The following is a 19737-nucleotide window of genomic DNA, read 5'->3' as shown; positions in this document are numbered from 1 at the left end:
CTGTGCCGCTCCGACCTGCCCAAGCTGCTCTTCACCGTCGAACCCGGCGTCCTGATCCCCCGGCCGTCGCCGGCTGGTGTCGCGCTCATCTGCCGCGGCTCGAGGTCGTCGAGCTCGGCCACGGCCTGCACTTCGTACAAGAAGATCATCCGCACGCGATCGGCCGCGGCCTCGCCGACTGGCTGTCGCGCCTGCCCGCGTGACCGCGTCGCGCGCTCGGGGAACGCAGGAGCGTCCGCAGCGCACCCGCCCCGCCACGACCTGGCCATCAGGACAGAATGTGTCACCTGGGCCCGTCTGGGCCGGCCCGGACAGAAAAATGAGTCTGCGAGAAATTGGTCGACGGGCAGGCGACACCATATCCGCACGGTGCCGGCCAGAGGTCCGCGGCGGACGGCCTCATGTCCCCCGAGGCCTATGCGTATCCCTCGTCGAAGCCCGACGTCGCGGACCTCCGGCCGGCACCTCATTCTTCCTTCTCCTGCGATCGGCCGACATGTCCATGAAGACATGTCGGCCCGGCTGCGCTCACGCCGGCTCGCGCACCTCGTACGTCGCGCACAGCGACTGCCACGCGTCGTCCGCCAGCTCGTACGGGCGGAAGCACCACAGCTCACGCAACCGCCCCAGCCGCGGCTTCGCGGCCACCAGCGCCGCCACCGTCGCCGCATCGAAGTCCGTCCCCGGCAGCTCGAGTCGCTCGAGCCCACCCGCCCACGGCGCGTCCGGCAAGCCGCGCAGCAGCTCGTCGCCCTGCTCGCAATAACGCAGCTCCACGTGCCTCAGGCGCGGCAGCCCGCGCGCGGCGCACAGCGCCTCGAAGTCGGCCGACTGCCAGCCCACGTACCAGTCGTACTGAAAATCGATCGCCAGTCGCTCGAGCGCGGGCAGCCGGGCCTCGCGCAGGAACTCGAGCCCCGACCCGCGCGGCGTCGGTCCCGGGCCCCACTCGCGCCGATCGCTCGGACCGAGCGGCGCCCCCCGAGCCAGCCGATCTCGAGCTCGCGCAGCGTCACGTGCTCGAGCGCCTCGAGCCACAGCTCGGCCCGCGGCAGGCTCAGCGCCGTCAACCCCGGGCACTGCGCCAGCACCCGCGCCATCGTCCGCGTCGCCACCCACTGCACCCAGTCGCGCTCGTGCGAGCGGTCGCACGTCAGCGCGAGCGAGCGCAACTGCGGCCACGGCCCGGCCGCGATCACCCGCTCCAGCGCCGGGTCGAGGTCGTTGCGCCCGCGGGCGTTGCTCGCGAGGGCGATCCGCTGCAACCCCGGCGCACGCGTCAGCATGACCTGCAGCGCCGCCAGGATCGGCGCCGCATCGCCCGGCTCGTCGATCGCCAGCTCGAGCGCGGCTTCCTCCTCGTCGAGCTCGAGCACGTCGTCCCAGCGGTCGCTCCAGTGCCGCCGGCGATCGAGCACCAGCCGCTGAAGCCGCGGCGGCAGGCCCACGGCCGCGATCGCCTCGGCCAGCGCGGCGAACTCCTCCTCGTTGCCGCCCAGATCGCAGCGCAGCGTCAGCGCCCGCAGCCGCGGCTCGGCGCATAGCTGCGGCCACCACCGCAGCCCGCGATCGACCGCCAGCCCCAGGTCCAGCGGCGAATCACCCGCCTGTCGCAGCTCCTCCGGCAGCTCCTCCGCGCTCACGCCCGCGAGTGTACGCCCGATCGAGGGAGCGGCGCCGGCCTCCCCCGAGGCGCGATACCGCCAGCCCGCGCCCTCGCCTGGCATTGCCGCACTCCCATCAATCCCGATGCACTATCATCAATGCCCATTCGCTCTCGGCGCCCGCGCCGCTGTCACGAATCGGTGACGCCGCGTCGAGCTCCCGTCACCGAGCTGCCCGCATTGTCGCCTGGCCTGCGCGGTAGTTGACACGATCGTCGCCCAATCTCCCGCCGGGCGTCGGCCGGACGTCATGTTCGAGCATTAGCGTCCCCGCGCCGGCGCTCGCTCGACGGCAGGAGACCTCGATGCCTCGCACTCGCTTCACGCTCCGCCTCACCCACCCTGCATTGTGGCTCGGCCTCGTCGTCGCGCCCGCGTGCGGCGACGACTCCGCCGCCGCGACCGACACCGCCGGCACCGACGGCCAGCCCGGCGAGCCCGGCGAACCGGGCCAGCCCGGCCAGCCTGGCCAGCCCGGAGAGCCCGGCCAGCCTGGCGACCCCGGTGAGCCCGGCGACCCTGGCGACCCCGGCGATCCCGGTGAGCCCGGGGACCCTGGCGACCCCGGCGATCCGGGCGAGCCTGGCGATCCCGGCCTCGACTTCGATCGGGCCCCGCGCTCGAGCGTCGTCGCGCTCCACTTCGCCGACGACCTCGGCACCGGCGCGACCGACATCGCCGAGCTGGTCAAGACGCTCGCGGGACATGTCGCAACGGACAGCTTGCCGATCGGCCTGCAGTTCCCGCTCGCGCCCGCCTCGACCGACACCGTGCGGGTGATCGCCGGCCTGCGCCACAACGTCCTGGTGCGCTGGCTCGACCCCCTCGGCCACGAGGACCAGCCCGAGTCGCCGCGGTTCGGCGCCAACAACGATTACATCGCCTACTTCGGCGACGGCTGGAACGACGCGCCCGGGGCCGTCCCGCAGTGGCACGGCAGCGGCAGCGGCGCGTGGCTGTGGGTCAACCACGAGTACATCTCCGGCAGCAGCCCGACCAGCACCTCCGCGCCCGACGGCCAGCACCTCACCTTCGCCCAGTTCCTCTACCGCCTGAAGGTGCTCGCCCTCGACGTCGGCGGCGACCTGTGGGACGACGCCTCGCTCGTCACCTACGGCGCCGAGTACAAGCGGCAGCTCGGTGGCTCCTGGCTGCACGCCGTGCAAGATCCGGCCAGCGGCGAATGGTCGCTCGATCGCAGCCGCCCCGCCGTCCGCTATGACAGCACCAGCGCCACCCTCACCAAGATCACCGGCCTCGCGGGCATCAGCGGCGACAAGGACGACGCCGGCGTCGATCTGCCGGAGGGCGTCGTCGCCGGCATCCTCGGCGACTGCTCGGGCGGCCAGACCCCGTGGGGCACCGTCCTCACCGCCGAGGAGAACGTGCAGGACTACTACGGCGACATGGAGACCTGCTGGAACGGCCAGCAGTTCGTCGCCGGCGCCGGCTGTGACGCCGGCCAGGACGTCGCGCTCGACGTCGCCGCCAGCGACAGCAGCGAGTTCGGCCGCTCGCCCGACCCGAACGCCAGGCACGCGCGCGACCTCTACGGCTATTTGGTGGAGATCGATCCGGGCGCCCCGGCCGACGAGTTCTACGGCAAGAACGAGCCCGGCGTCGGCCACCGCAAGCTCGGCGCCATCGGCCGCGCGCGCTGGGAGAACGCCACCTTCGCGGTCGACGGCGAGTGGAAGCCGCTGGTCGGCGAGCCGCTCGTGATCTACGGCGGCGACGATCGCCGGAGCGGGCGGATCTTCAAGTTCGTCTCGAAGGACCCCTACACCGCCGACATGACGAAGGCCCAGGCGCGCGCGCTACTCGACGAGGGCGACCTCTACGTCGCGCACTTCGCCGACCTCGACAACACCACCGGCACCGAGCTCGCCGGCGGCGTCGAGCCGACCGAGCAGAGCCCGGGCCAGGGCCGGTGGATCCGCCTCTCCGTCGACAACACCACCGACGACGCCCCCAACGCCGGCACCGCCGCCGGTCCGGCCGGCACCAAGGTCGGCGCCGCGCTGAAGTCGGCCGATTGGAACGCGATCGGCGGCCTCGCCACCGACGACGACGTGCGGCGGGTGCTGTTCACCACCTGCAACAAGCTCGGGGTGATGGAGCTCAACCGGCCCGAGGATCTCGAGTGGAACCCGAACGACCCGAGCGGCACCCCGCGGCTCTACGTCGCCTTCACCAAGCACGGCGGCCAGACCGCGCTCGACGGTGAAGGCGTCCTGTTCGCGCCCGACGAGTACGCCGAGAAGGCGCCCAAGCGCAGCGACGCGGTCGGCACGATCTTCGCCGTGCAGGAGGCCGATCCGGACAAGCCGGGCAGCTCGCTGACCTTCACCTACTTCAAGGCCTTCCACGGCAGCGAGGGCGACGGGGTGTTCGACGCCGCCGACCCGGACAACCTCGTCATCGATCGCAACGGCGGCGTGTGGTTCGGCACCGACGGCAACTTCGGCGTCAGCGGCCACGCCGACGCGGTCTACTACCTCGACCTCGATCCGGCCCACAAGGCGGGCGAGCCCGGCGTCGTCAATCCGACGTGGGGCAAGGCGCTGCGCGTCGTCGCCGGTCCGAGCGACAGCGAGGCCACCGGTCCGGCGCTGAACAGCGACATGCGCACCCTGTTCTTCTCGGTCCAGCACCCGGGCGAGGCGGTCTACTCGGCCTGGCCCGGCACGCCGTAGGAACTTCGGGACATGTCACGCATGCACGGCCAGGGCTTCCACTTCGCCTCTGCGCTCGCCCTGCTCGGCCTCGCGGCCGGGCAGTGGTGGCTGTACCCGCGCGCGAGCTCGGAGGCCGCGGCCGCGCCTGCGCGCGCTCCCGCTGAGCACCACGACCCGCTGGCCGTCGCGCGCGCCGCCGGCCTGCGGGACGGCAACCCCGAGGCCTCGATCCCGCCGCAGTGCTACACCCGCACCGGCGCGCGCTCGAACCCTTGCTACGCCTGTCACACGGCCTCGCAAGATCCGAACGGCATGAACGACTGGCACTTGCAGGAGGAGTACGCCTTCTCCGACGAGGGCCGCGTCAACCACTGGACCAACCTCTTCGTCGATCGCCGGCCGGCCCTCGCCGCGATCGCCGACGAAGAAGTCCTCCGCTACGTGCGCGAGGACAACTACGGCCCGCTGCGCGAGGCCCTGCAGGGCCGCACCGACTTCGCCGGCTACGTCCCCGACCTCGACCTCGCCGCCGGCTTCGGGCCCGACGGCCTCGCGCGCGACGGCAGCATGTGGCGGACCTACGCCTACAAGCCGTTCGTCGGCGCCTTCTGGCCGACCAACGGCAGCGCCGGCGACGCCTTCATCCGCCTGCCGGAGTCTTTTCGGACAGGTCCAGAAGGACAGGTCTCCGAGGACATCTACAAGCTCAACCTCGCGGTGCTCGAGGCCGCCGTGGCCGCGCCCGCCAAGCTGCCCGCCGGGTTCGCCTGGCCGACCGAGCCGCTCGACGAGCGCGCCTGTGGCGTCGACCTCGACCGCGACGGCCGGCTCGGCACTGCCACCGTCCTGCGCGGCCTGCCGACCCACTACTTCGGCGGCGCCGCGCGGCAGCCGGTGCGTCGCGGCGTCTACCCCGAGGGCACCGAGTTCTTGCACAGCGTCCGCTACCTCGACCCCGACGTCCCGGGCCTCGTCGCCGCGCGCATGAAGGAGCTGCGCTACGCGAAAAAGTCGACGAGCTCGACCGCTGGGCCATCCAGCGCGCCTACGAGGAGGAGTTCGACGCGCGCCAGGAGGGCCAACTGCCGCGCTGGAAGGGCTCGCCCGAGGTCGGCCTGCTCGGCGACTTCGGCTGGCAGCTGCAGGGCTTCATCGAGGACGAGCGGGGCCGCCTGCGCCTCCAGACCGCCGAGGAGCACCGCTTCTGCATGGGCTGCCACAACGGCATCGGCATCACCGTCGACCAGACCTTCTCCTTCCCGCGCAAGCTGCCCGGCGCGCGCGGCTGGAAGTACCAGGACCTGCGCGGCCTCGCCGACGTGCCCGCGGTCGGCCACGCCGAGCCCGAGTACCTCACGTACATGCGCCGCGTCGGCGGCGGCGACGAGCTGCGCGCCAACGCCGAGATGCTGGCCCGCTTCTTCCCCGGCGGCGCCCTCGACGAGGCCGAGGTCCGCCGCGCCGCCCCCGGAGGCGACCGCGACCTCGCCTGGCTGCTCGCCCCCTCGCGCGACCGCGCCCTCGCGCTCGACAAGGCCTACTGGCTGATCGTCCGCGAGCAGTCGTTCACCCGCGGCCGCGACGCGCTTTTCGCCCCGGCCGAGAACGTCCACCGCGAGATCGGCGGCAAGGCCACCGAGCTGGCCGCCGCCGAGACCCGCTGGCTCGACGCCCGCCTGCAGCTCGCCTGGCCCGAAGTACAGGCGACGACGACCGCGACGCCGTGACGGCCGGCGCCCGCCGGTTCAGCTCGCGCGCCCGCCGGCGTCCCCGCTCACCCGCGCGCCGCCGCCAGCGTCCGCCGGCGCGGCGCAGGCACCCGCCAGCGTCACCCCGCTCACCCGCACGCCGCCGCGAGCGTCAGCCGGTGCAACTCGACCAGCTCCGCGCGGTCGAGCGTCGCGCTGATGTAGCCGCCCGCCAGCACGAACGCGACCGCGGTCCCGCGCCGGCGGCACCACTCGAACACCAGCCGCTCGCGCGCCGCCAGCACCTCCGTCGTGATGCCGATCAGCGCCCCGTCGCCGCTGCGCTCGTGGAGGTCCATCCCCGCGTTGTAGATGCACAGCTCGAACTGCGGCGCCGCGCGCTCGAGCCCCGCCAATCGCTCGCGCACCGTCGGCAAGTAATCCTCGGCCCGGCGCACCAGGTCGAGCGTCCACCGCTCCGACGCCTCGTACGCGTCGTAGTCGTCGACCGACACGTCGACGTGCCACACCCGCGGGTCCTCGGCGAGCAGCGAGTGCGTCCCGCCGCCGCAGTGCGCGTCGAGGTCGAGCACCAGCACCGCCTGCGCTCCCGCCCGCAGCCCGGCTCTCGCCGCCAGCGCCAGCCCGTTGAACGTGCAGCTGCCCGCGCCGTGACGTCGCCGCGCGTGGTGCAACCCGCTCGACAGCGAGCCCGCCGTGCCGACCGCCAACGCCTCTCGCGCCGCCGCCACCGCCCCGCCGTTCGACGCCCGCACCATCGTCCACAGCGCGGGGTCCCAGGCGAAGCCCTGCGACTCCGCCAGCTCGCGCGGCTCCCCGGTGCGCACCGCCTCGACGTACTCGCGGTCATGCACCTCGCCCAGCTCGGCCGCGGTCGCCGGCTCCGGCGCCCGCACCTCGATCCCGGCGATCGGCGCCGCCACCAGCGATTCGTACATCCACTGCGCCTTGCGCGTGGTGTCGAACTCGTGCCGAGCCAACACGTAGTCCGGGCTGAAGTACACCGGGATCGCCATGCCCCGCACGGTACTACGGACGCTCGCCCCCGTCCAGCCGCGCGCCTCCGGCCATGCTGTGACAAGTACCTTTCGACATGTCGATCACGACATGTCTCAAAAGACATCTCACAGCGCCGGGCAATCTCCGTCCGGATTCCCCGACTCCCGGCACCAGGCGTAGTAGGACGTCCCCGGCGGATCGGGCTCGGACCGCCACAGCTCGAGCTCGAGGTTGTAGCCCGCCTCGGCGCAGCGCGGGTCGAGCTCGTCGTCGGTGCGGACGATGTAGCAGCGCGGCGAGCCGCCCTGGCTGGCCCACTCGCCGTCCACGCGGACACACGGCGGCACCGCGATCCTCAGAATTCTCGGTGAAGATGATCGCGCCGACGTCGCAGACGTGATCGAGCTCCGGCGTCTCCGGGTCCCAGTCGAAGACGCAGCGCGGGTAGCAGTTCGGGCCCAGGTTTTCGCTGGCCACCACTGCCGCCCGCGTGAACGCGTCCGACCAGTCGGGCTCGCAGATCGAGGCCGCCGGCAGCTCCTCGAGCTCGGTGGCGTCGTCCGCCGCCAGCAGGCGCACCGGCGGCGGCGCGGCGATCGTGTCGCTGCAGCCAGGCCCGATCCCGTGCTGCGTCTGGAACCCGGGCTCGTCGGCGTCGGCGTACGGGATCGCCTGACCCTCCGGCGGCACCCCGGCGACGCTGAACAGCCGCACCCGCGCCTTGACGTCGACCGTCTGCCTTAGGAGCTGCAAGTACTGCAGCATCTCGGCGAAGTGCTGCACCGACGTCAACACCGCTTGCTCGGGGCTGGCCTCTGCGCCGTCGTCCCCGCGGTCGATCGGCCGGCAATCGTCGTAGACCGGTCCCGGTCCGTCACAGACGACGCCGGCGCGCCAGCAGATCGCCGGTGACAGATCCGGCAGCTGCAGGTCGCCCCAGAACACCTGGTTGTCGCTGAAGATCGCCTCGTGCCCGGGCGCGACCGAACAGTCGTTGCCCGCGCTGATCACCACCACCAACAGATCGGCCGTCTCGCGCAGGAAGCCGTACGCGGGGTCGGCCTCGTCCTCCGAGCGCGCGACCGCCCGCTCGAGGCTGGCGAGCGGGCTCGTGAACTCGCACCCCGCGACCCCCTGCGGCACCGCGCAGCGCAGCGCCTCGGCCAGCTCGACCCCGTCCGGCAGGTTGCCCCCATTCCCCCCGACCTCGAGCCACGGCCGCACCGCGACCTCGCCGTCCGGCCCCGGCGTCGGCGTCAGCTCCAGCGACGCGAGCGAACACGCGGCCGTGCACGCCTCGCGCGCGTCGACCCCGGCGTCCGCGTCGACGAATTCGTCGAGGCGCGCGCGGCAGCTCTCCATCCGCAACGCCCCCGCCTCGGCCGCCGCACACCGCGGGTTGCCGGCGTCCGTCGTCGTCACCCCGAAGCGCAACGACGGCGCCGGCTCTGTCGCCTGCAACGCCGCGGCGAACGCGGTCATCGCCGCGGCCACTTGCGGCAGGCGCGGCGCGATCGCCGGGCTGTCGTCGACGACGAACAGGACGTCGAGCTCGTTGAAGAGATCCAGATTCAGCGGGTTGTTGCCGGTGCCTGGAAACCCCGGCGTCGGCATCGGCGTGACGCAAGCCCCCACGCCCCCATCCGGCCCCAGCAACACGCACACCTGTCTCTCGGGACAGTCCCCGATCCCCGCGCAGGCGCCGACAATCGCCGGCTCGTCGACGCAGCCGGGCGCGAGGCTCGCCACGAGCGCAGCGCGAGCGCCGAACCGCGCCGCTCCGCGAGCCGCCTTGAACCCGGGCACCCGGCGACGTTACCCTGACCGTCGATGCCCTCCAAGCCGAAGCGTCGCCGGTGCGCCCTCGCGCTCGGCCTCGGCCTGGTCGCCTGCCGCGAGCCCGCGAGCAGCGAGGGCGCGTGTCTGTCGCCCGGCCGCTCCTTCGAGGAGCGCACGATGATCCCCCTCTTCGACCTCGCGCCCGAAGCTCCGCCCTGGGCCTCCGATCTGACCTGGTACTGCGAAGAACCACCGCCCGCGGCGCTGCTCCACGGCACGTACCGGTCCGAGCTCATCTGGGTCGACGGCGAGGAATGCGACCCCTGCGATCTCGAGCGGATCGCCAGCTTCGCCATCACCCAGGTGTGTCGCGGGGAAGGGCCGCCGACCATGCGGCTGCTCTGCGGACCCATCCCCCTCTCGCTGCAATCGTGGCAGCGCAAGGGCTGCGCCTACGCGGTCGCGACCATGAACAATTGCATCGTCGATTGACGCCGTCGAATCATTCCAGCAGCGAGCGCACCGCGCCTGCCGACCGCGCAGTCGGTCCACTTCACGCCGCGGCCGACGTGTCGCCCAGCGCGGCGGCCACGTCCTCGAGGCGATCGTAAGACACCTGCATGCCGCTCTCCATGCCGGAGTTGATGTGCGCGTCGCGGTGCTCCTTGCACGAATGCTGCACCAGAGTGCGCATCGTCGTCACGCCGTCGACCTCCTCGAGGGTCATCGTGTTGAGCGCCTCGCCGTCGGGGAAGCCCTCGTACACCTCCGTCGACACCACCCGGCGCGGCCGATCGATCTCGCGGTATTCTCCGTGGAAGCCGACCTCCATGTCGCGGTCGCGGACGACGTAGCGCCAGCGCCCGCCCACGCGCAGGTCGACCTCGCAGACCTGCCACTCCGCCGTCTCGAAGCCCCACCAGCGCTTGATCAGCGCGGGCGTGGTGCAGGCCTTGAAGATCAGCTCGGCCGGGTAATCGAAGACGCGGGTGATGAGGATCTCGGTGTCCGACGACAGGGTGACGACGGCCGAACCATGGCGATTGGGGACATTCTTGTTGCTGGTCATGACTGCTTCTTCTCCTGGGCTTGGAGCTCGGCGAGGAGGTCGTCGAGCCGGTCGAGACGGGTGTTCCAGGTGCGCTCGAAGGTGCGTACCCAGTCGTGGATGGGCTTCAGCGCCGGGCCGTTCAGGCGGTACCAGCGGTGCTTGCCGTCGACCCGCACGTGTACGACCCCGACGGCCCGCAGCACGCCGAGGTGCTTGGACACCGTCGGCTGACTGAGGCCGAGGCGCTCCGCCAGCTCGCCGACCGTCGCCTCCCCGCTGCCGAGGGCATCGAGGAGGTCGCGTCGGCTCGCCTCGGCGACGGCGTTGAAAACGTCGCTGGTCGTGGGCGTGCGAGCCACTTCGATATCATATTCCGATATCGGCATATGTCAAGCCGAAGCCGCCGCCGCCCGACCGGGACGGTCTGGGCGGCGGACGAAGCTCTCTTCCTGTCTCTTTTAAAAAGAACCGCGACCCTGCCCGCGCCGGGGCGCGAACAGGGCCGCCTTGCGCGGGTGCGCGGGGACGCGGGCTCAGCTCCAGCGGACGCGCGCGCGCAGGCCGGCGAGGCTGCCGTCGGCTGCCACGCCGACGATGTAGACCGGGTGGATCGGGCCGCCCTCGGGGTCGGCGCCGACGATGTAGACCTGCAGGTCGGACAGCGTCGACTGCATCGCCTGCGCCAGCGCCACGGCCTGCGCGGTCTGGCCGGGCGTGTGGTGCTCGACGAGGCGGCGGAAGAAGTCGGCGGCCGACTCGATGCGGGCGATCCGCTGGGTCGGGTCGTCGATGTTCAGGCCGAGCGTGGCCACGAAGCTCTGGGCGGTGAGGCTCTCGAGCTGGGCCGGCGCGTGGAAGCTGAGGAGCTGCTCATTCGTCAGCTCGGTGCCGAAGTCGTCGAACACCAGGTTTTGGGCCAGCGCCTCGAAGTGGTTCGCCAGCTCCTCGCCGCTGCGCTGGCGGTGGCGCGCGACCTTGACCGCGAGGCGGCCGAGCGGAGGCATCGCCGCGACCTCGTCGGTCGACAGCCCGTTGTCGTTGGTGTCGAACGCGGCCACCAGCTGCTCGCGGGCCACCACCAGGGCCCGCTCGACGTCGCCGCGGTCGACCCGCTCGCTCGGGTTGCCGTCGAGGCGGACGATGAAGCGGTAGAAGAAGTCGACCAGATCGCGCTCGGCCCCGGTGAGCTCGGCGATCTTGCGCCGGATCTCCGCGCGGCTGGTGATCTTGTCGCGGCCGCCGGCTTCAATGATCTGGGCGGCGGCCCACTCGAACGCTGCATTGACCTCGGACTTGGCGATGCGTGACACGCCGCGAGTGTGCCGGGGAACCGCCGGCGGGCCAAGCGATTTCGCCCCGCCGACGCCCCTGCAGGCCGCCGCAGAACCCGCAGGCAGCCCGTCGCGGCCCGAAGCCTGCCTCGTGTCGGGTCGGGTCGGACCCCACCCGGCGACGATCTCCGCCGAGGACCCGACGCCGGCGCAGGCCGGCCGCGTCGACGGCTGCGCATGCTCGCCGCGGTCGGTCACCCCGCCCCGATCCAGCCCCGGGCGACCCCCACGATACGGCGCATGCATGTCCGATCGGACATTTTTAAAGGACATGTCTGAAAGCGCATGTCGGGGTTTGCACGACCGCTGCGCGCGATGGCGTGGTCGGGCTCGCCGACGCGCCCGCGCAACCGCATCGATCGCGTCGCCGATGCTTCGGCTCGCGGACGCCTCGATGCCCGTGCCATAGCCTGTCTCGGGACATGTCACGCGACGCCGGCGTGATCTGTTCGAAAAGACAGGTCGCCCGATCGGCTCAGCAGCGCGCGGCCAGGGCGAGCACCAGCGCCAGCAGCGAGCCCCCCGCGAGCAGCCACGGGGTCGCCGCCGACCGCCGCGCCTCGGCCTGCTGGCGGGCGATCGCCTGCCCGCGCCGCGCCTTGCGGCTCGGCGGCGTGAAGTCCTCCACGTCGGCGACGAACCACCGCGCGGAAGCCGGCACCGCGACGGGTCCGCCGATCACCGTGACGTCCCCGCCGGGGCGCAGCGTGAACGCCGGCGCCTCGACGCGGCGGGCCGCGTAGCCGCCGGGCAGCTCGGCCGCGTCGCCCGTCGCGGCCGCGAGCGCCGCCAGCAGCGACTCTGCCAGCGGGCGGCGCTCGCCGGCCATCGCATCGATCTCGGCCAGTTCGGCCTCGAACGCCGCGAACGCCGGCTCCGCCACACGGGCCGCGAACTCGGCCAGGTCGACGTCGTACAGCGAATACTTCCCGTCGGTCAGCGCCCGCAACACCCGGTCGTAGACCACGTCGATCGAGACGCTCCACGCCGCGTCCTCGTCGTCGCTGGCGCCGACCACCTGGCGCAGCAGCCCCGCGTTCTCGGCCGAGAAGCCGCGCGTCGACCCGTCGAGGCTGACCTCGAGGTTGCCGCCGCCGACCCCGCGGTGGTAGCCGAGGCAGATCGCCGCATCACGCGTCGCGCCCGCGAGTCGCCCGGCCTCGTCGACCCGCACCAGGGCCGCCTCCGCCAGCCGGGCGCGCAGGCGCGGGTACCCGGCCAGCGCCGGGTGCTGCTCGGGCAGCCGCAGCCCGCGGCCCGCCGCGACCTCGCGCGGCACCAGCCACCGCTCGCCCTTCGTGTCGGACAGCTCGAAGCGGGTCGCCTTGCCCGCCAGAGGCCCAAGCACGATCTCCGCCTGCCCTCGCCCCTCCCACACGTGCGGGTCGATGGCCACCAGGCCCGGGATCACCAGCGCTTCGGGCATCCTGCCTCCACCGCCGCGCAAGCTAACACGTCCCTGGGCCGGGCCTCCAGTCTCCACAGGCCGCGGACGCCCGACCCTTCGACGATCGGCGTATCGGGCCCCGTCCGGCGTCGGGCGAGCCGCCCCTCCCCGGCTGTCCCGAAGCGCAGGTCCGCGACTCGCCCCGGGCCGGCCTGCGCCCCGTGCTTCCCCGGGCCTCCGCTTCGAGGCCGAGCCGCGCCACGCGGGCGCGGCCCTCACGCGTCACGGAACATGCTCTTTCAAACATGCCGTATCGGGCATGTCTTCTGCGACATGCCCGAACAGTCACCCGACCTCAGGGACCTACGTGGGTGACCTCGCCGTCGATCACCTCTCCGACCCACTCTGCCAGCTGGACCCCGTCGATCACCGTGGTCCAGAACGACGGCGAGCGCAGCACCGTGTGGCCCTGGCCGAAGTTGTAGAGCACCCGCGTCTGGCCGATGTAGTACGTCGCCGCCGCGTCTTCGTGGTCGGCGCGGAGGGACAAGAGCCCGTCCTCGTACACCTCGGCGGGCACGCTGATCGGCAGCCCCTCGCACGTGTTGTACTGGCCGTTGCCCCAGCCGAACGACATAAAGCCGCGGATGATCGCGTCGGCCGTGTTGGAGAACAGGCCGAAGCGGATCCCCGGGTACGCCGTCAGCGTGTGCTGGAGGATCCCCGTGGCGAAGTCGTCGGGGTCGGCGCAGTCCGGGCCGCACGCCGCCAGGATCGTCTGGTCGAGGCCCCACACCTCGCGGAACGTCTGCTGCAGGCACGGCGGGATCACCTGATTGGACACCGGCGGGCCCGAGTCGTCGATCACGATCATCTGCGGGCCCGGGCCGAACGCGTCGGCCACCTGCGCCGCGTTGAGCCCGGCCCCGAAGCCGCCCGCGCTGATCCCGGTGAGCAGCACCTTCTCCGCGCCGGGGAACGTCGGCACCCACTGCTGCAGGTACTTCGTGATGTTCGTGTAGCCGCGGAAGTGGCGGACCTGGCCGCCGAGCGTCGTGTCCTTGTCGCCGCCGTGGATGTCGCCCGTGCAGTACGGGACGTAGATCATGCTCCAGTCGCGGACCGGGTTGACCGGGTTGCTGCGGTTGAAGATCCCGTCGGGCGGCGGGATGAACGGGATGTTGAACGCCGAGAAATCGCACGCGTCGTTGAAGCAGGCGCCGCCGCCCTCGAGGTAGATCATCACGTTCTTCGAGGCCGGGTTCAGGCTGACGCCGAAGCCGGCAGTGTCGCCGTTCATGCACATCGTGCCCGGCACCTCGAAGTACTTCCATTCGAGCGGCGGCGCGTCGATCGGCGCGACCGTCGTGCAGTCTGCCAGGCAGCCGTCGAACGGATCGTCGTCGCCGTCGTCGCACGCCTCGCCCGGGTCGAGCCGGCCGTCGCCGCACGCCGGCGCCGGCGGCTCGCCCGTCGTGCCGGAGCCGCTGGAGCTCGAGTCCTCCCCGTGCGAGCCGCTCCCGCCCTCGCTGTCCGGCGGCGCGCTCGTGGCCTCGGTCGGGGCCCCGCTGCCGGACGTGTCCGTGCCTGTCGCGTCCGTCTCGCTGCCGGGCGCGTCCGAGTCGGACGCCTCCTGGCCGCTCGTCTGCGGCCGGTCGCCGCAACCCGCGAGGGAGATGCTCGTCGCGCACAAAAAGCGCGCGACGGAGGATGAGAGCCGTGCCATGCGATGCGACCTCCCGACCGGCGGATCTCCGATCGAGCCCGACGATCGGCCCCGGCGGGCGAGAATGCAAGGAGGAGCGCTGCCCCCAGGCCTCCGCAAATGTCGGCGGGCGGCCCCTCCGCTTCGCCACACCTGTCCCGAGGGACAGCCTCGACCTCACGGGCTCAGGCGGGCGATCCACGCGTCGCGCCCGTCGACCCCCTCGTCCATCCCGCCGGCGACGACGACCGTGCCGTCGGGGGCCGCGCGCACGCAGCGGGCCTGGCTCGCGCCTCCGCCGGGGCCGGCGATCACCGACGCCCACCGCTGCGTCCCGTCGGGCGCCAGGCGCCGCACCCACGGCTCGCGCTTGCCGGCCTGGATCGTCGCGCCGGCGACCAGCAGGTCGCCGTCGGCGGTCAGCGCCAGCCCGTAACACAACGCGCCCGCCGCCTCCGGCCCGGCCCCGATCTCGGTCCACACCATCAGCCCGTCCTTGTCGTAGCGGCGGAGGAAGCTCTTCCACGGCAGCGGATCGACCGCGGACTCGTAGCCGCACACGATCACCCCGCCGTCGTCCAGGGCGACCGCGCCGTGCAGGTAATCGGCCTTGCTCGCGGCCCCGTTGTACAGGCGCGACCACAGCAGGTTGCCGTCGGCGTCGTAGCGGGCGACCCACGCGTTGTTGCTCTCGCCGGGCGCCGCCTCGTAGCCGGCCGCGTAGATGTAGCCGTCGGCCGTCACCGCGACCGCCTGCGTCGCGTCGTTGCTGCCGGCCGCGCCGTCGTAGGTGCGCGTCCACAGCACGTCGCCGGCCGGCCCGTACTTGCGCAGCCACGTGTCGTTGCCGGCGTCCTGCGTCGCCGTCACCCCGCCGATCACCAGGTTGCCGTCGGGCGTGAGCACCGCCCCGCTGGCGGCGTCGTTCAGCATCGCCGCGCCGGCGAACGTCTTCGTCCACAGCGGGCTGCCGTCGGCCGCGTGCTTGCGGACCACCACGTCGTTGCCCTGCATCGGCTCCTGGGCGAAGCCCCCCAGATAGACCGTCTCGGCCGCGTCGACCACCAGCGCCCGGCCCTGGTCCTCGAGCATCGCCCCGCCGGCGTAGGTCTGCGTCCACAGCTCGGCGCCGTCGCCCGCGTACTTGCGGGCCCACAGGTCGTAATCGTCGGGACCGACCCCGACCAGGCCCACCACGTAGATCGAGTTGTTGGCGTCGACGTCGCAGGCGAGCGCCTCGTCGATCATCTTGAGCCCGCCGGCGTGCGTGGTCGACCACAGCACGCGCCCCGACGGCTGGCAGTCGGCGTTGCAGCCGTCGCCGTCGACCGGATTGCCGTCGTCGCACAGTTCCGGCTGCTGAATCACCCCGTCGCCGCAGCCCGCCGCCGGACCGGTCGTCTCGCCGGTGCCGGTGAGCGCCTCCGTGGTGCTGGTCGTCGTGCTCGTCGAGGTCGTCGCGCCGTCGTCGGAGGTCGCGGTCGCGTCGGGCCCGCTCGAGGTCGCAGGGTCGCTCGCGGCGCCGGACGACGCGGTCGTCGTCGCGTCGGTCGCCTCCGTCGTGGACGGCTGCGCGCCCTCGTCGTCGCGCCCCTGCCCGCTCGCGCACCCGGCCACGAGCGCGAGCGCGGCGAGCCTCTCCTTCGTCACGAACATGGCCCATCCTAACCGCGACGCGACCCGCCTGGCACGCGCGCATGTGCGGGCGCCCTGCCCTTCCGGCGCGTGAGGGCCGACCCGAGCCCAGGTCTGCGCACCTCGCCCACGCGCGCGGTTCCGGAATCCAGGGCCGGCGCGCCCGAGTTCGCGCAGGCCCGGTAAGGGACAGCAACCTGTCCTCGAGGACATCTTTAAAAGCGAGGCCCTCGACGCCGTCGGTGCCGCTCGACCCCGGCTCGGCGACTTCGCTCACCGCAGACTGTCACATGTCCTCGAGGGCATCACACGATAACATGTCCTCGAGGACATATCCATGTACCGGGCCGAGTCCTCGCCACCCGAGTCATCGCGTTCATGCGGAAGAACCGCGTCGGCGCAAGCGCTGGACCAGCACCGCCGCCACCGCCAGGTTGAGCAGCAGCGCCGACGCGCCCGCCGGCCGGGGGTGACGCAACAGGTGGTGGATCTCGAACGGCACCAGCGACAGCGTCGTCACCACGGTCACGTACTCGGCCCAGCGGCGGCCGAGCCACAGACCGACGCCCTCGACCGCGAACAGCGCCGCGTACAGGAACGAGCCCACGCCGAGCTCGGCCAGCTGCGCCGGCGACACCCCGGCGAGCCGCGCCAGCAGCTCCTCCAGCCGCGCGCGCTCGCTGTGCAGCGCCAGCGCCGACAGCCACGCGTGGGCGCGCTCGGCGACGGCGGGGCGCAGCAGCTCGAGCGCGCCGAGAGCGACCGTCCCGAGCAGCGCCGCCTTGCAGAACTTGAACAGCGCGATCGCCCGCAGCAGCCGGTCGCGTCGCCCGTCCGCTCGTCCGTGGGGCCCCCGCCGGCTCGCGCGATCCATCGCCACGGCGCAGCGTGACGGACAGGAGCCGCGCCGACGCGTGATCGCGGCCACGCGCGCGCCGGCTCCGGCCCGCGTTGTCCCGCCGCACAGGCGCGGCCGGGCCGCACGGCTATGGACAGCAAAAGCGGAGGGTTCACGACGATGCTGGGGCGCAGACAGTTCGGCAAGCTCGGTGGAGGATTGGCGCTCGGCTTCGCCTGCGACTTCGACCGCGGCGGCGAGCCCCAGGTCGACGACGATCGCTGGCAGCGGGCGCTGCAGATCGCGCGCGACCTCCTGCTCGTCGGGCCCGAGGGCGAGGACCTCAAGCTCGAGTACCTCAAGGTCCTGATCGACGACGGCCTGCCGCCGACCGACGCGCCGAAGAAAGTCCTCGTGATCGGCGCCGGCATCGCCGGCCTCACCGCCGGGCTCCTGCTCAAGCAGGCCGGGCACGATGTCACGATCCTCGAGGCCAACGCCAACCGGATCGGCGGCCGGATCAAGACCTTCCGCGCCAGCGATCCGCTCCAGCCGGCGCCGTTCGCCGACCCCGCGCAATACGCCGAGGCCGGGGCGATGCGCCTGCCCGACTTCCACCCGCTGGCGCTGGCCCTGGTGGACAAGCTCGGCCTGCCGCGGCGGCTGTTCTACAACGTCGACGTCGTCGCGCCGACGCCCACCAAGGTCCCGCCGGTCCGCTACAAGTCGTTCACCGGCGAGGTCTGGCAGAACGGCGAGCCTGTCGCCGACTTCGTCCCGCCCGACCAGGCCCTGCGCACCTGGATCGCCGTCAACGGCCTGCTCGTGCGCCGCAGCGAGTACGCCGCCGACCCCGCGCTCGTCAACGAGGGCTTCGGGGTCATGGGCGCCGACGTCGACCGCACCACCGGCGAGATCTTCAACGCCGCGCTCGATCCGGTCCGCGACTACTTCTCCGACCCGCTGCCCGACGGCACGCGGGAGAACAAGCCGACCGAAGAGTGGATCGAGGGCTGGGCCCGCGCGATCTACGACTTCGACGGCTACTCGATGAGCCGCTACCTGACCGAGTACGCGCTGCTCGACGAGGCCACCGTCGACGCCATCGGCACCGTCGAGAACGCCACCTCGCGGCTGTGGCTGTCGTTCATGCACACCTTCATCGGCCGCAGCGACATCAACCCCGGCGCCCGCTACTGGGAGATCGACGGCGGCTTCTGGCGCCTGCCCTACGCGCTCGATCCGCAGCTGCAGGGCCAGCTCGTGCTCGACCGCCGGGCCGTCCGGATCGTCACCGGCGACGGTCAGCACGGGCCCGCGGTGCGCGTCGAGACCGTCGACGAGAGCGGCGCGCCCGCCACCGAGTACACCGCCGACCTGGCGATCGTGACGATCCCGTTCTCGAGCCTGCGCCACGTCGAGTTCGACCCGCCGCTGTCGTACGGCAAGCGCCGCGCGATCATCGAGATGCACTACGACGCCGCGACCAAGATCGTGCTCGAGTTCAGCCGCCGCTGGTGGGAGTTCACCGAGGCCGACTGGAAGGACGCGCTGGAGGCGATCGCGCCCGGGCTGTACGCGCAATACGGCGAGGCGCCGGCGACGCACGTGTTCGGCGGCGGCTCGGTGACCGACAACCCCAATCGCAACATCTATTATCCGTCTCACGCCATTCCCGGCAGCCCGGGCGGGGTCGTCCTGGCCTCGTACACCTGGGCCGACGACGCCGCGCGCTGGGACTCGATGACCGACGACGAGCGCTACGAGTTCGCCCTGCGCGGCCTGCAGGACGTGCACGGCGAGCGGCTCGCCGCGTTCTACACCGGCCGCGGCCGGACCCAGAGCTGGATGAACGACCGCTACGCCTTCGGCGAGGCCGCGGTGTTCCTGCCGAACCAGCTCATCGAGCTCCACCTCCACACCGCCAGCGTCGAGGGCCCGCTGCACTTCGCCGGCGAGCACACCTCGCTCAAGCACGCGTGGGTGGAGGGCGCCCTCGAATCCGCCGTCCGCGCGGCGCTCGAGGTCCACCGCCGCTGATTGCGCCGACTCACGCTCCCGCCTGCGGCTGACAGCGCCGCGCCCGCCCTTGCACCGGCCGGCGGCAGCATCACCCTGGTACCTGCAATGTGGGCCATCGATCCACAATACATGCTGTACATGGTGCCCGGGCTGCTGCTGTCGCTGCTGGCCTCGTGGTACGTCAAGTCCACGTTTCGCCGCTACGCGCAGGTGCCGCTGCAGGCGGGCCGGGGCGTGACGGGCGCGCAGGCGGCCGCGGTCGTGCTGGCGCAGGCGGGGGTCCGCGACGTCCGCATCGAGCCCATCGAGGGCGCGCTGTCCGATCATTACGACCCCGCGCACAAGGTGCTGCGCCTGTCGCCCGACGTCTACGCCGGCCGCTCGGTCAGCGCCGCCGGCGTGGCCGCGCACGAGGCCGGTCACGCCATTCAGCACGCCCACGGCTACGGCCTCATGCGCGTGCGCCAGGCGCTGGTGCTGCCGGCGCGGATCGGCTCGCAGCTGTCGTACGTCGTCATCATCGCCGGCCTCGCGCTGCACATGCTCGGCCTGGCGTGGTTCGGCGTGTTCCTGTTCGCCGGCATCTTCCTGTTCGAGCTGGTCACCCTGCCGGTCGAGCTCGACGCGTCCCGCCGGGCCCGCGAGCGCCTCGAGGCCGCCGGCCTGGTGAGCCGCGCCGACTACGTCGGCGTCAAGCGGGTGCTCGACGCTGCGGCCTTCACCTACGTCGCCGCGCTCGTCACCACCGCGCTGCAGATGCTCTACTTCGTCACACGGATCCGCGGCGAAGAGCGCTGAACCCAGGCCGAGGCCGCCGCGGGCCGGCAAACAATGCTGGCAGCGGCGTCAGGGCTGGCGCGCGGTCGCGGCGCGGTGCAGGCTTTCTCGACGACGCCGTCGCGCGAATCATCACAGGTCGCGCGCCGGCTTCGTCGGGGG

17 protein-coding genes are annotated in these 19737 nt (G+C 72.4%); 6 read left to right on the top strand and 11 right to left on the bottom strand.

The features are described from left to right. The first annotated feature begins 2 nt into the window (after positions 1–2). Positions 3–203 carry a hypothetical protein gene (locus OV079_RS49770; RefSeq protein ID WP_267777481.1) on the top strand — a complete coding sequence of 67 codons (201 nt, stop codon included), beginning with the start codon at positions 3–5 and terminating at the stop codon, positions 201–203. 325 nt (positions 204–528) lie between these two features. On the opposite strand, the gene OV079_RS49765 is transcribed toward OV079_RS49770, so the two are convergent. Continuing rightward, positions 529–777 (bottom strand): hypothetical protein, encoded by a 249-nt coding sequence (locus tag OV079_RS49765; protein ID WP_267777479.1) that lies wholly within the window; start codon positions 775–777, stop codon positions 529–531. Between the two features lie 5 nt (positions 778–782). Next, positions 783–1643, bottom strand: coding sequence for a hypothetical protein (locus OV079_RS49760; RefSeq protein ID WP_267777477.1), 861 nt, complete (start codon positions 1641–1643; stop codon positions 783–785). A gap of 326 nt (positions 1644–1969) precedes the next feature. Between OV079_RS49760 and OV079_RS49755 the strand changes: the two genes are divergently transcribed. Further along, the gene (locus OV079_RS49755; protein WP_267777475.1) at positions 1970–4360 is read left to right on the top strand and encodes a PhoX family protein; all 2391 of its coding nucleotides are present in this window, start codon (positions 1970–1972) and stop codon (positions 4358–4360) included. Between the two features lie 12 nt (positions 4361–4372). Continuing rightward, positions 4373–5890, top strand: coding sequence for a hypothetical protein (locus tag OV079_RS49750; RefSeq protein ID WP_267777473.1), 1518 nt, complete (start codon positions 4373–4375; stop codon positions 5888–5890). 289 nt (positions 5891–6179) lie between these two features. Here the strand turns inward: OV079_RS49750 and OV079_RS49745 are convergent, their stop codons facing one another. Beyond that, the gene (locus tag OV079_RS49745; RefSeq protein ID WP_267777471.1) at positions 6180–7067 is read right to left on the bottom strand and encodes a hypothetical protein; all 888 of its coding nucleotides are present in this window, start codon (positions 7065–7067) and stop codon (positions 6180–6182) included. A 13-nt stretch (positions 7068–7080) separates the two neighbouring features. Next, positions 7081–8799: a hypothetical protein gene (locus OV079_RS49740; protein WP_267777468.1), complete on the bottom strand. Its 1719-nt coding sequence runs from the start codon at positions 8797–8799 to the stop codon at positions 7081–7083. A gap of 81 nt (positions 8800–8880) precedes the next feature. Between OV079_RS49740 and OV079_RS49735 the strand changes: the two genes are divergently transcribed. Then, entirely contained in the window at positions 8881–9321 is a 441-nt protein-coding gene (locus OV079_RS49735; protein WP_267777466.1) for a hypothetical protein, read from the top strand. A gap of 61 nt (positions 9322–9382) precedes the next feature. Here OV079_RS49735 and OV079_RS49730 read toward each other — a convergent pair whose 3' ends face one another. The 7 genes from OV079_RS49730 to OV079_RS49700 all read right to left on the bottom strand — a co-directional run bounded on the left by OV079_RS49730 (position 9383) and on the right by OV079_RS49700 (position 16812). Further along, positions 9383–9898 carry an SRPBCC family protein gene (locus OV079_RS49730; protein WP_267777464.1) on the bottom strand — a complete coding sequence of 172 codons (516 nt, stop codon included), beginning with the start codon at positions 9896–9898 and terminating at the stop codon, positions 9383–9385. Next, positions 9895–10239 (bottom strand): ArsR/SmtB family transcription factor, encoded by a 345-nt coding sequence (locus OV079_RS49725; protein ID WP_267777463.1) that lies wholly within the window; start codon positions 10237–10239, stop codon positions 9895–9897. Before OV079_RS49725 ends, OV079_RS49730 begins: the two co-directional genes overlap by 4 nt. Before the next feature lie 174 nt (positions 10240–10413). After that, the gene (locus tag OV079_RS56900; RefSeq protein ID WP_267777461.1) at positions 10414–11190 is read right to left on the bottom strand and encodes a nuclease A inhibitor family protein; all 777 of its coding nucleotides are present in this window, start codon (positions 11188–11190) and stop codon (positions 10414–10416) included. Positions 11191–11686: 496 nt separating this feature from the next. Then, positions 11687–12637, bottom strand: coding sequence for a hypothetical protein (locus OV079_RS49715; protein ID WP_267777458.1), 951 nt, complete (start codon positions 12635–12637; stop codon positions 11687–11689). Between the two features lie 316 nt (positions 12638–12953). Further along, a complete protein-coding gene (locus tag OV079_RS49710; protein ID WP_267777456.1) occupies positions 12954–14324 on the bottom strand; it encodes a pectin acetylesterase-family hydrolase in 1371 nt (456 codons plus the stop codon). A gap of 156 nt (positions 14325–14480) precedes the next feature. After that, positions 14481–15953: a hypothetical protein gene (locus tag OV079_RS49705; RefSeq protein ID WP_267777455.1), complete on the bottom strand. Its 1473-nt coding sequence runs from the start codon at positions 15951–15953 to the stop codon at positions 14481–14483. A 361-nt stretch (positions 15954–16314) separates the two neighbouring features. Further along, positions 16315–16812, bottom strand: a complete 498-nt coding sequence (locus OV079_RS49700) for a DUF2127 domain-containing protein (RefSeq protein ID WP_267777453.1) — start codon at positions 16810–16812, stop codon at positions 16315–16317. 144 nt (positions 16813–16956) lie between these two features. Here OV079_RS49700 and OV079_RS49695 point away from each other — a divergent pair, with 144 nt between their 5' ends. Both OV079_RS49695 and OV079_RS49690 read left to right on the top strand, forming a co-directional pair. Beyond that, a complete protein-coding gene (locus tag OV079_RS49695; RefSeq protein WP_267777450.1) occupies positions 16957–18816 on the top strand; it encodes a flavin monoamine oxidase family protein in 1860 nt (619 codons plus the stop codon). A 120-nt stretch (positions 18817–18936) separates the two neighbouring features. Beyond that, complete coding sequence (locus OV079_RS49690; RefSeq protein ID WP_267777447.1) at positions 18937–19596, top strand: zinc metallopeptidase; 660 nt, start codon at positions 18937–18939, stop codon at positions 19594–19596. Positions 19597–19737: the final 141 nt, after the last annotated feature.

The organism is Nannocystis pusilla (assembly GCF_026626665.1).
Classification (GTDB): Bacteria; Myxococcota_A; Polyangia; order Nannocystales; family Nannocystaceae; genus Nannocystis; species Nannocystis pusilla.
The sequence above is the reverse complement of the archived record's forward strand: the minus strand, read 5'-3'. Positions and strand labels throughout refer to the sequence as shown.

Coding starts and splice junctions, on each gene's coding strand:
- OV079_RS49730 (WP_267777464.1), bottom strand. CDS start 9,898: ATGACCAGCAACAAGAATGTCCCCAATCGCCATGGTTCGGCCGTCGTC.
- OV079_RS49755 (WP_267777475.1), top strand. CDS start 1,970: ATGCCTCGCACTCGCTTCACGCTCCGCCTCACCCACCCTGCATTGTGG.
- OV079_RS49690 (WP_267777447.1), top strand. CDS start 18,937: ATGGTGCCCGGGCTGCTGCTGTCGCTGCTGGCCTCGTGGTACGTCAAG.
- OV079_RS49700 (WP_267777453.1), bottom strand. CDS start 16,812: ATGGATCGCGCGAGCCGGCGGGGGCCCCACGGACGAGCGGACGGGCGA.
- OV079_RS49710 (WP_267777456.1), bottom strand. CDS start 14,324: ATGGCACGGCTCTCATCCTCCGTCGCGCGCTTTTTGTGCGCGACGAGC.
- OV079_RS49715 (WP_267777458.1), bottom strand. CDS start 12,637: ATGCCCGAAGCGCTGGTGATCCCGGGCCTGGTGGCCATCGACCCGCAC.
- OV079_RS49745 (WP_267777471.1), bottom strand. CDS start 7,067: ATGGCGATCCCGGTGTACTTCAGCCCGGACTACGTGTTGGCTCGGCAC.
- OV079_RS49750 (WP_267777473.1), top strand. CDS start 4,373: ATGTCACGCATGCACGGCCAGGGCTTCCACTTCGCCTCTGCGCTCGCC.
- OV079_RS49695 (WP_267777450.1), top strand. CDS start 16,957: ATGCTGGGGCGCAGACAGTTCGGCAAGCTCGGTGGAGGATTGGCGCTC.
- OV079_RS49735 (WP_267777466.1), top strand. CDS start 8,881: ATGCCCTCCAAGCCGAAGCGTCGCCGGTGCGCCCTCGCGCTCGGCCTC.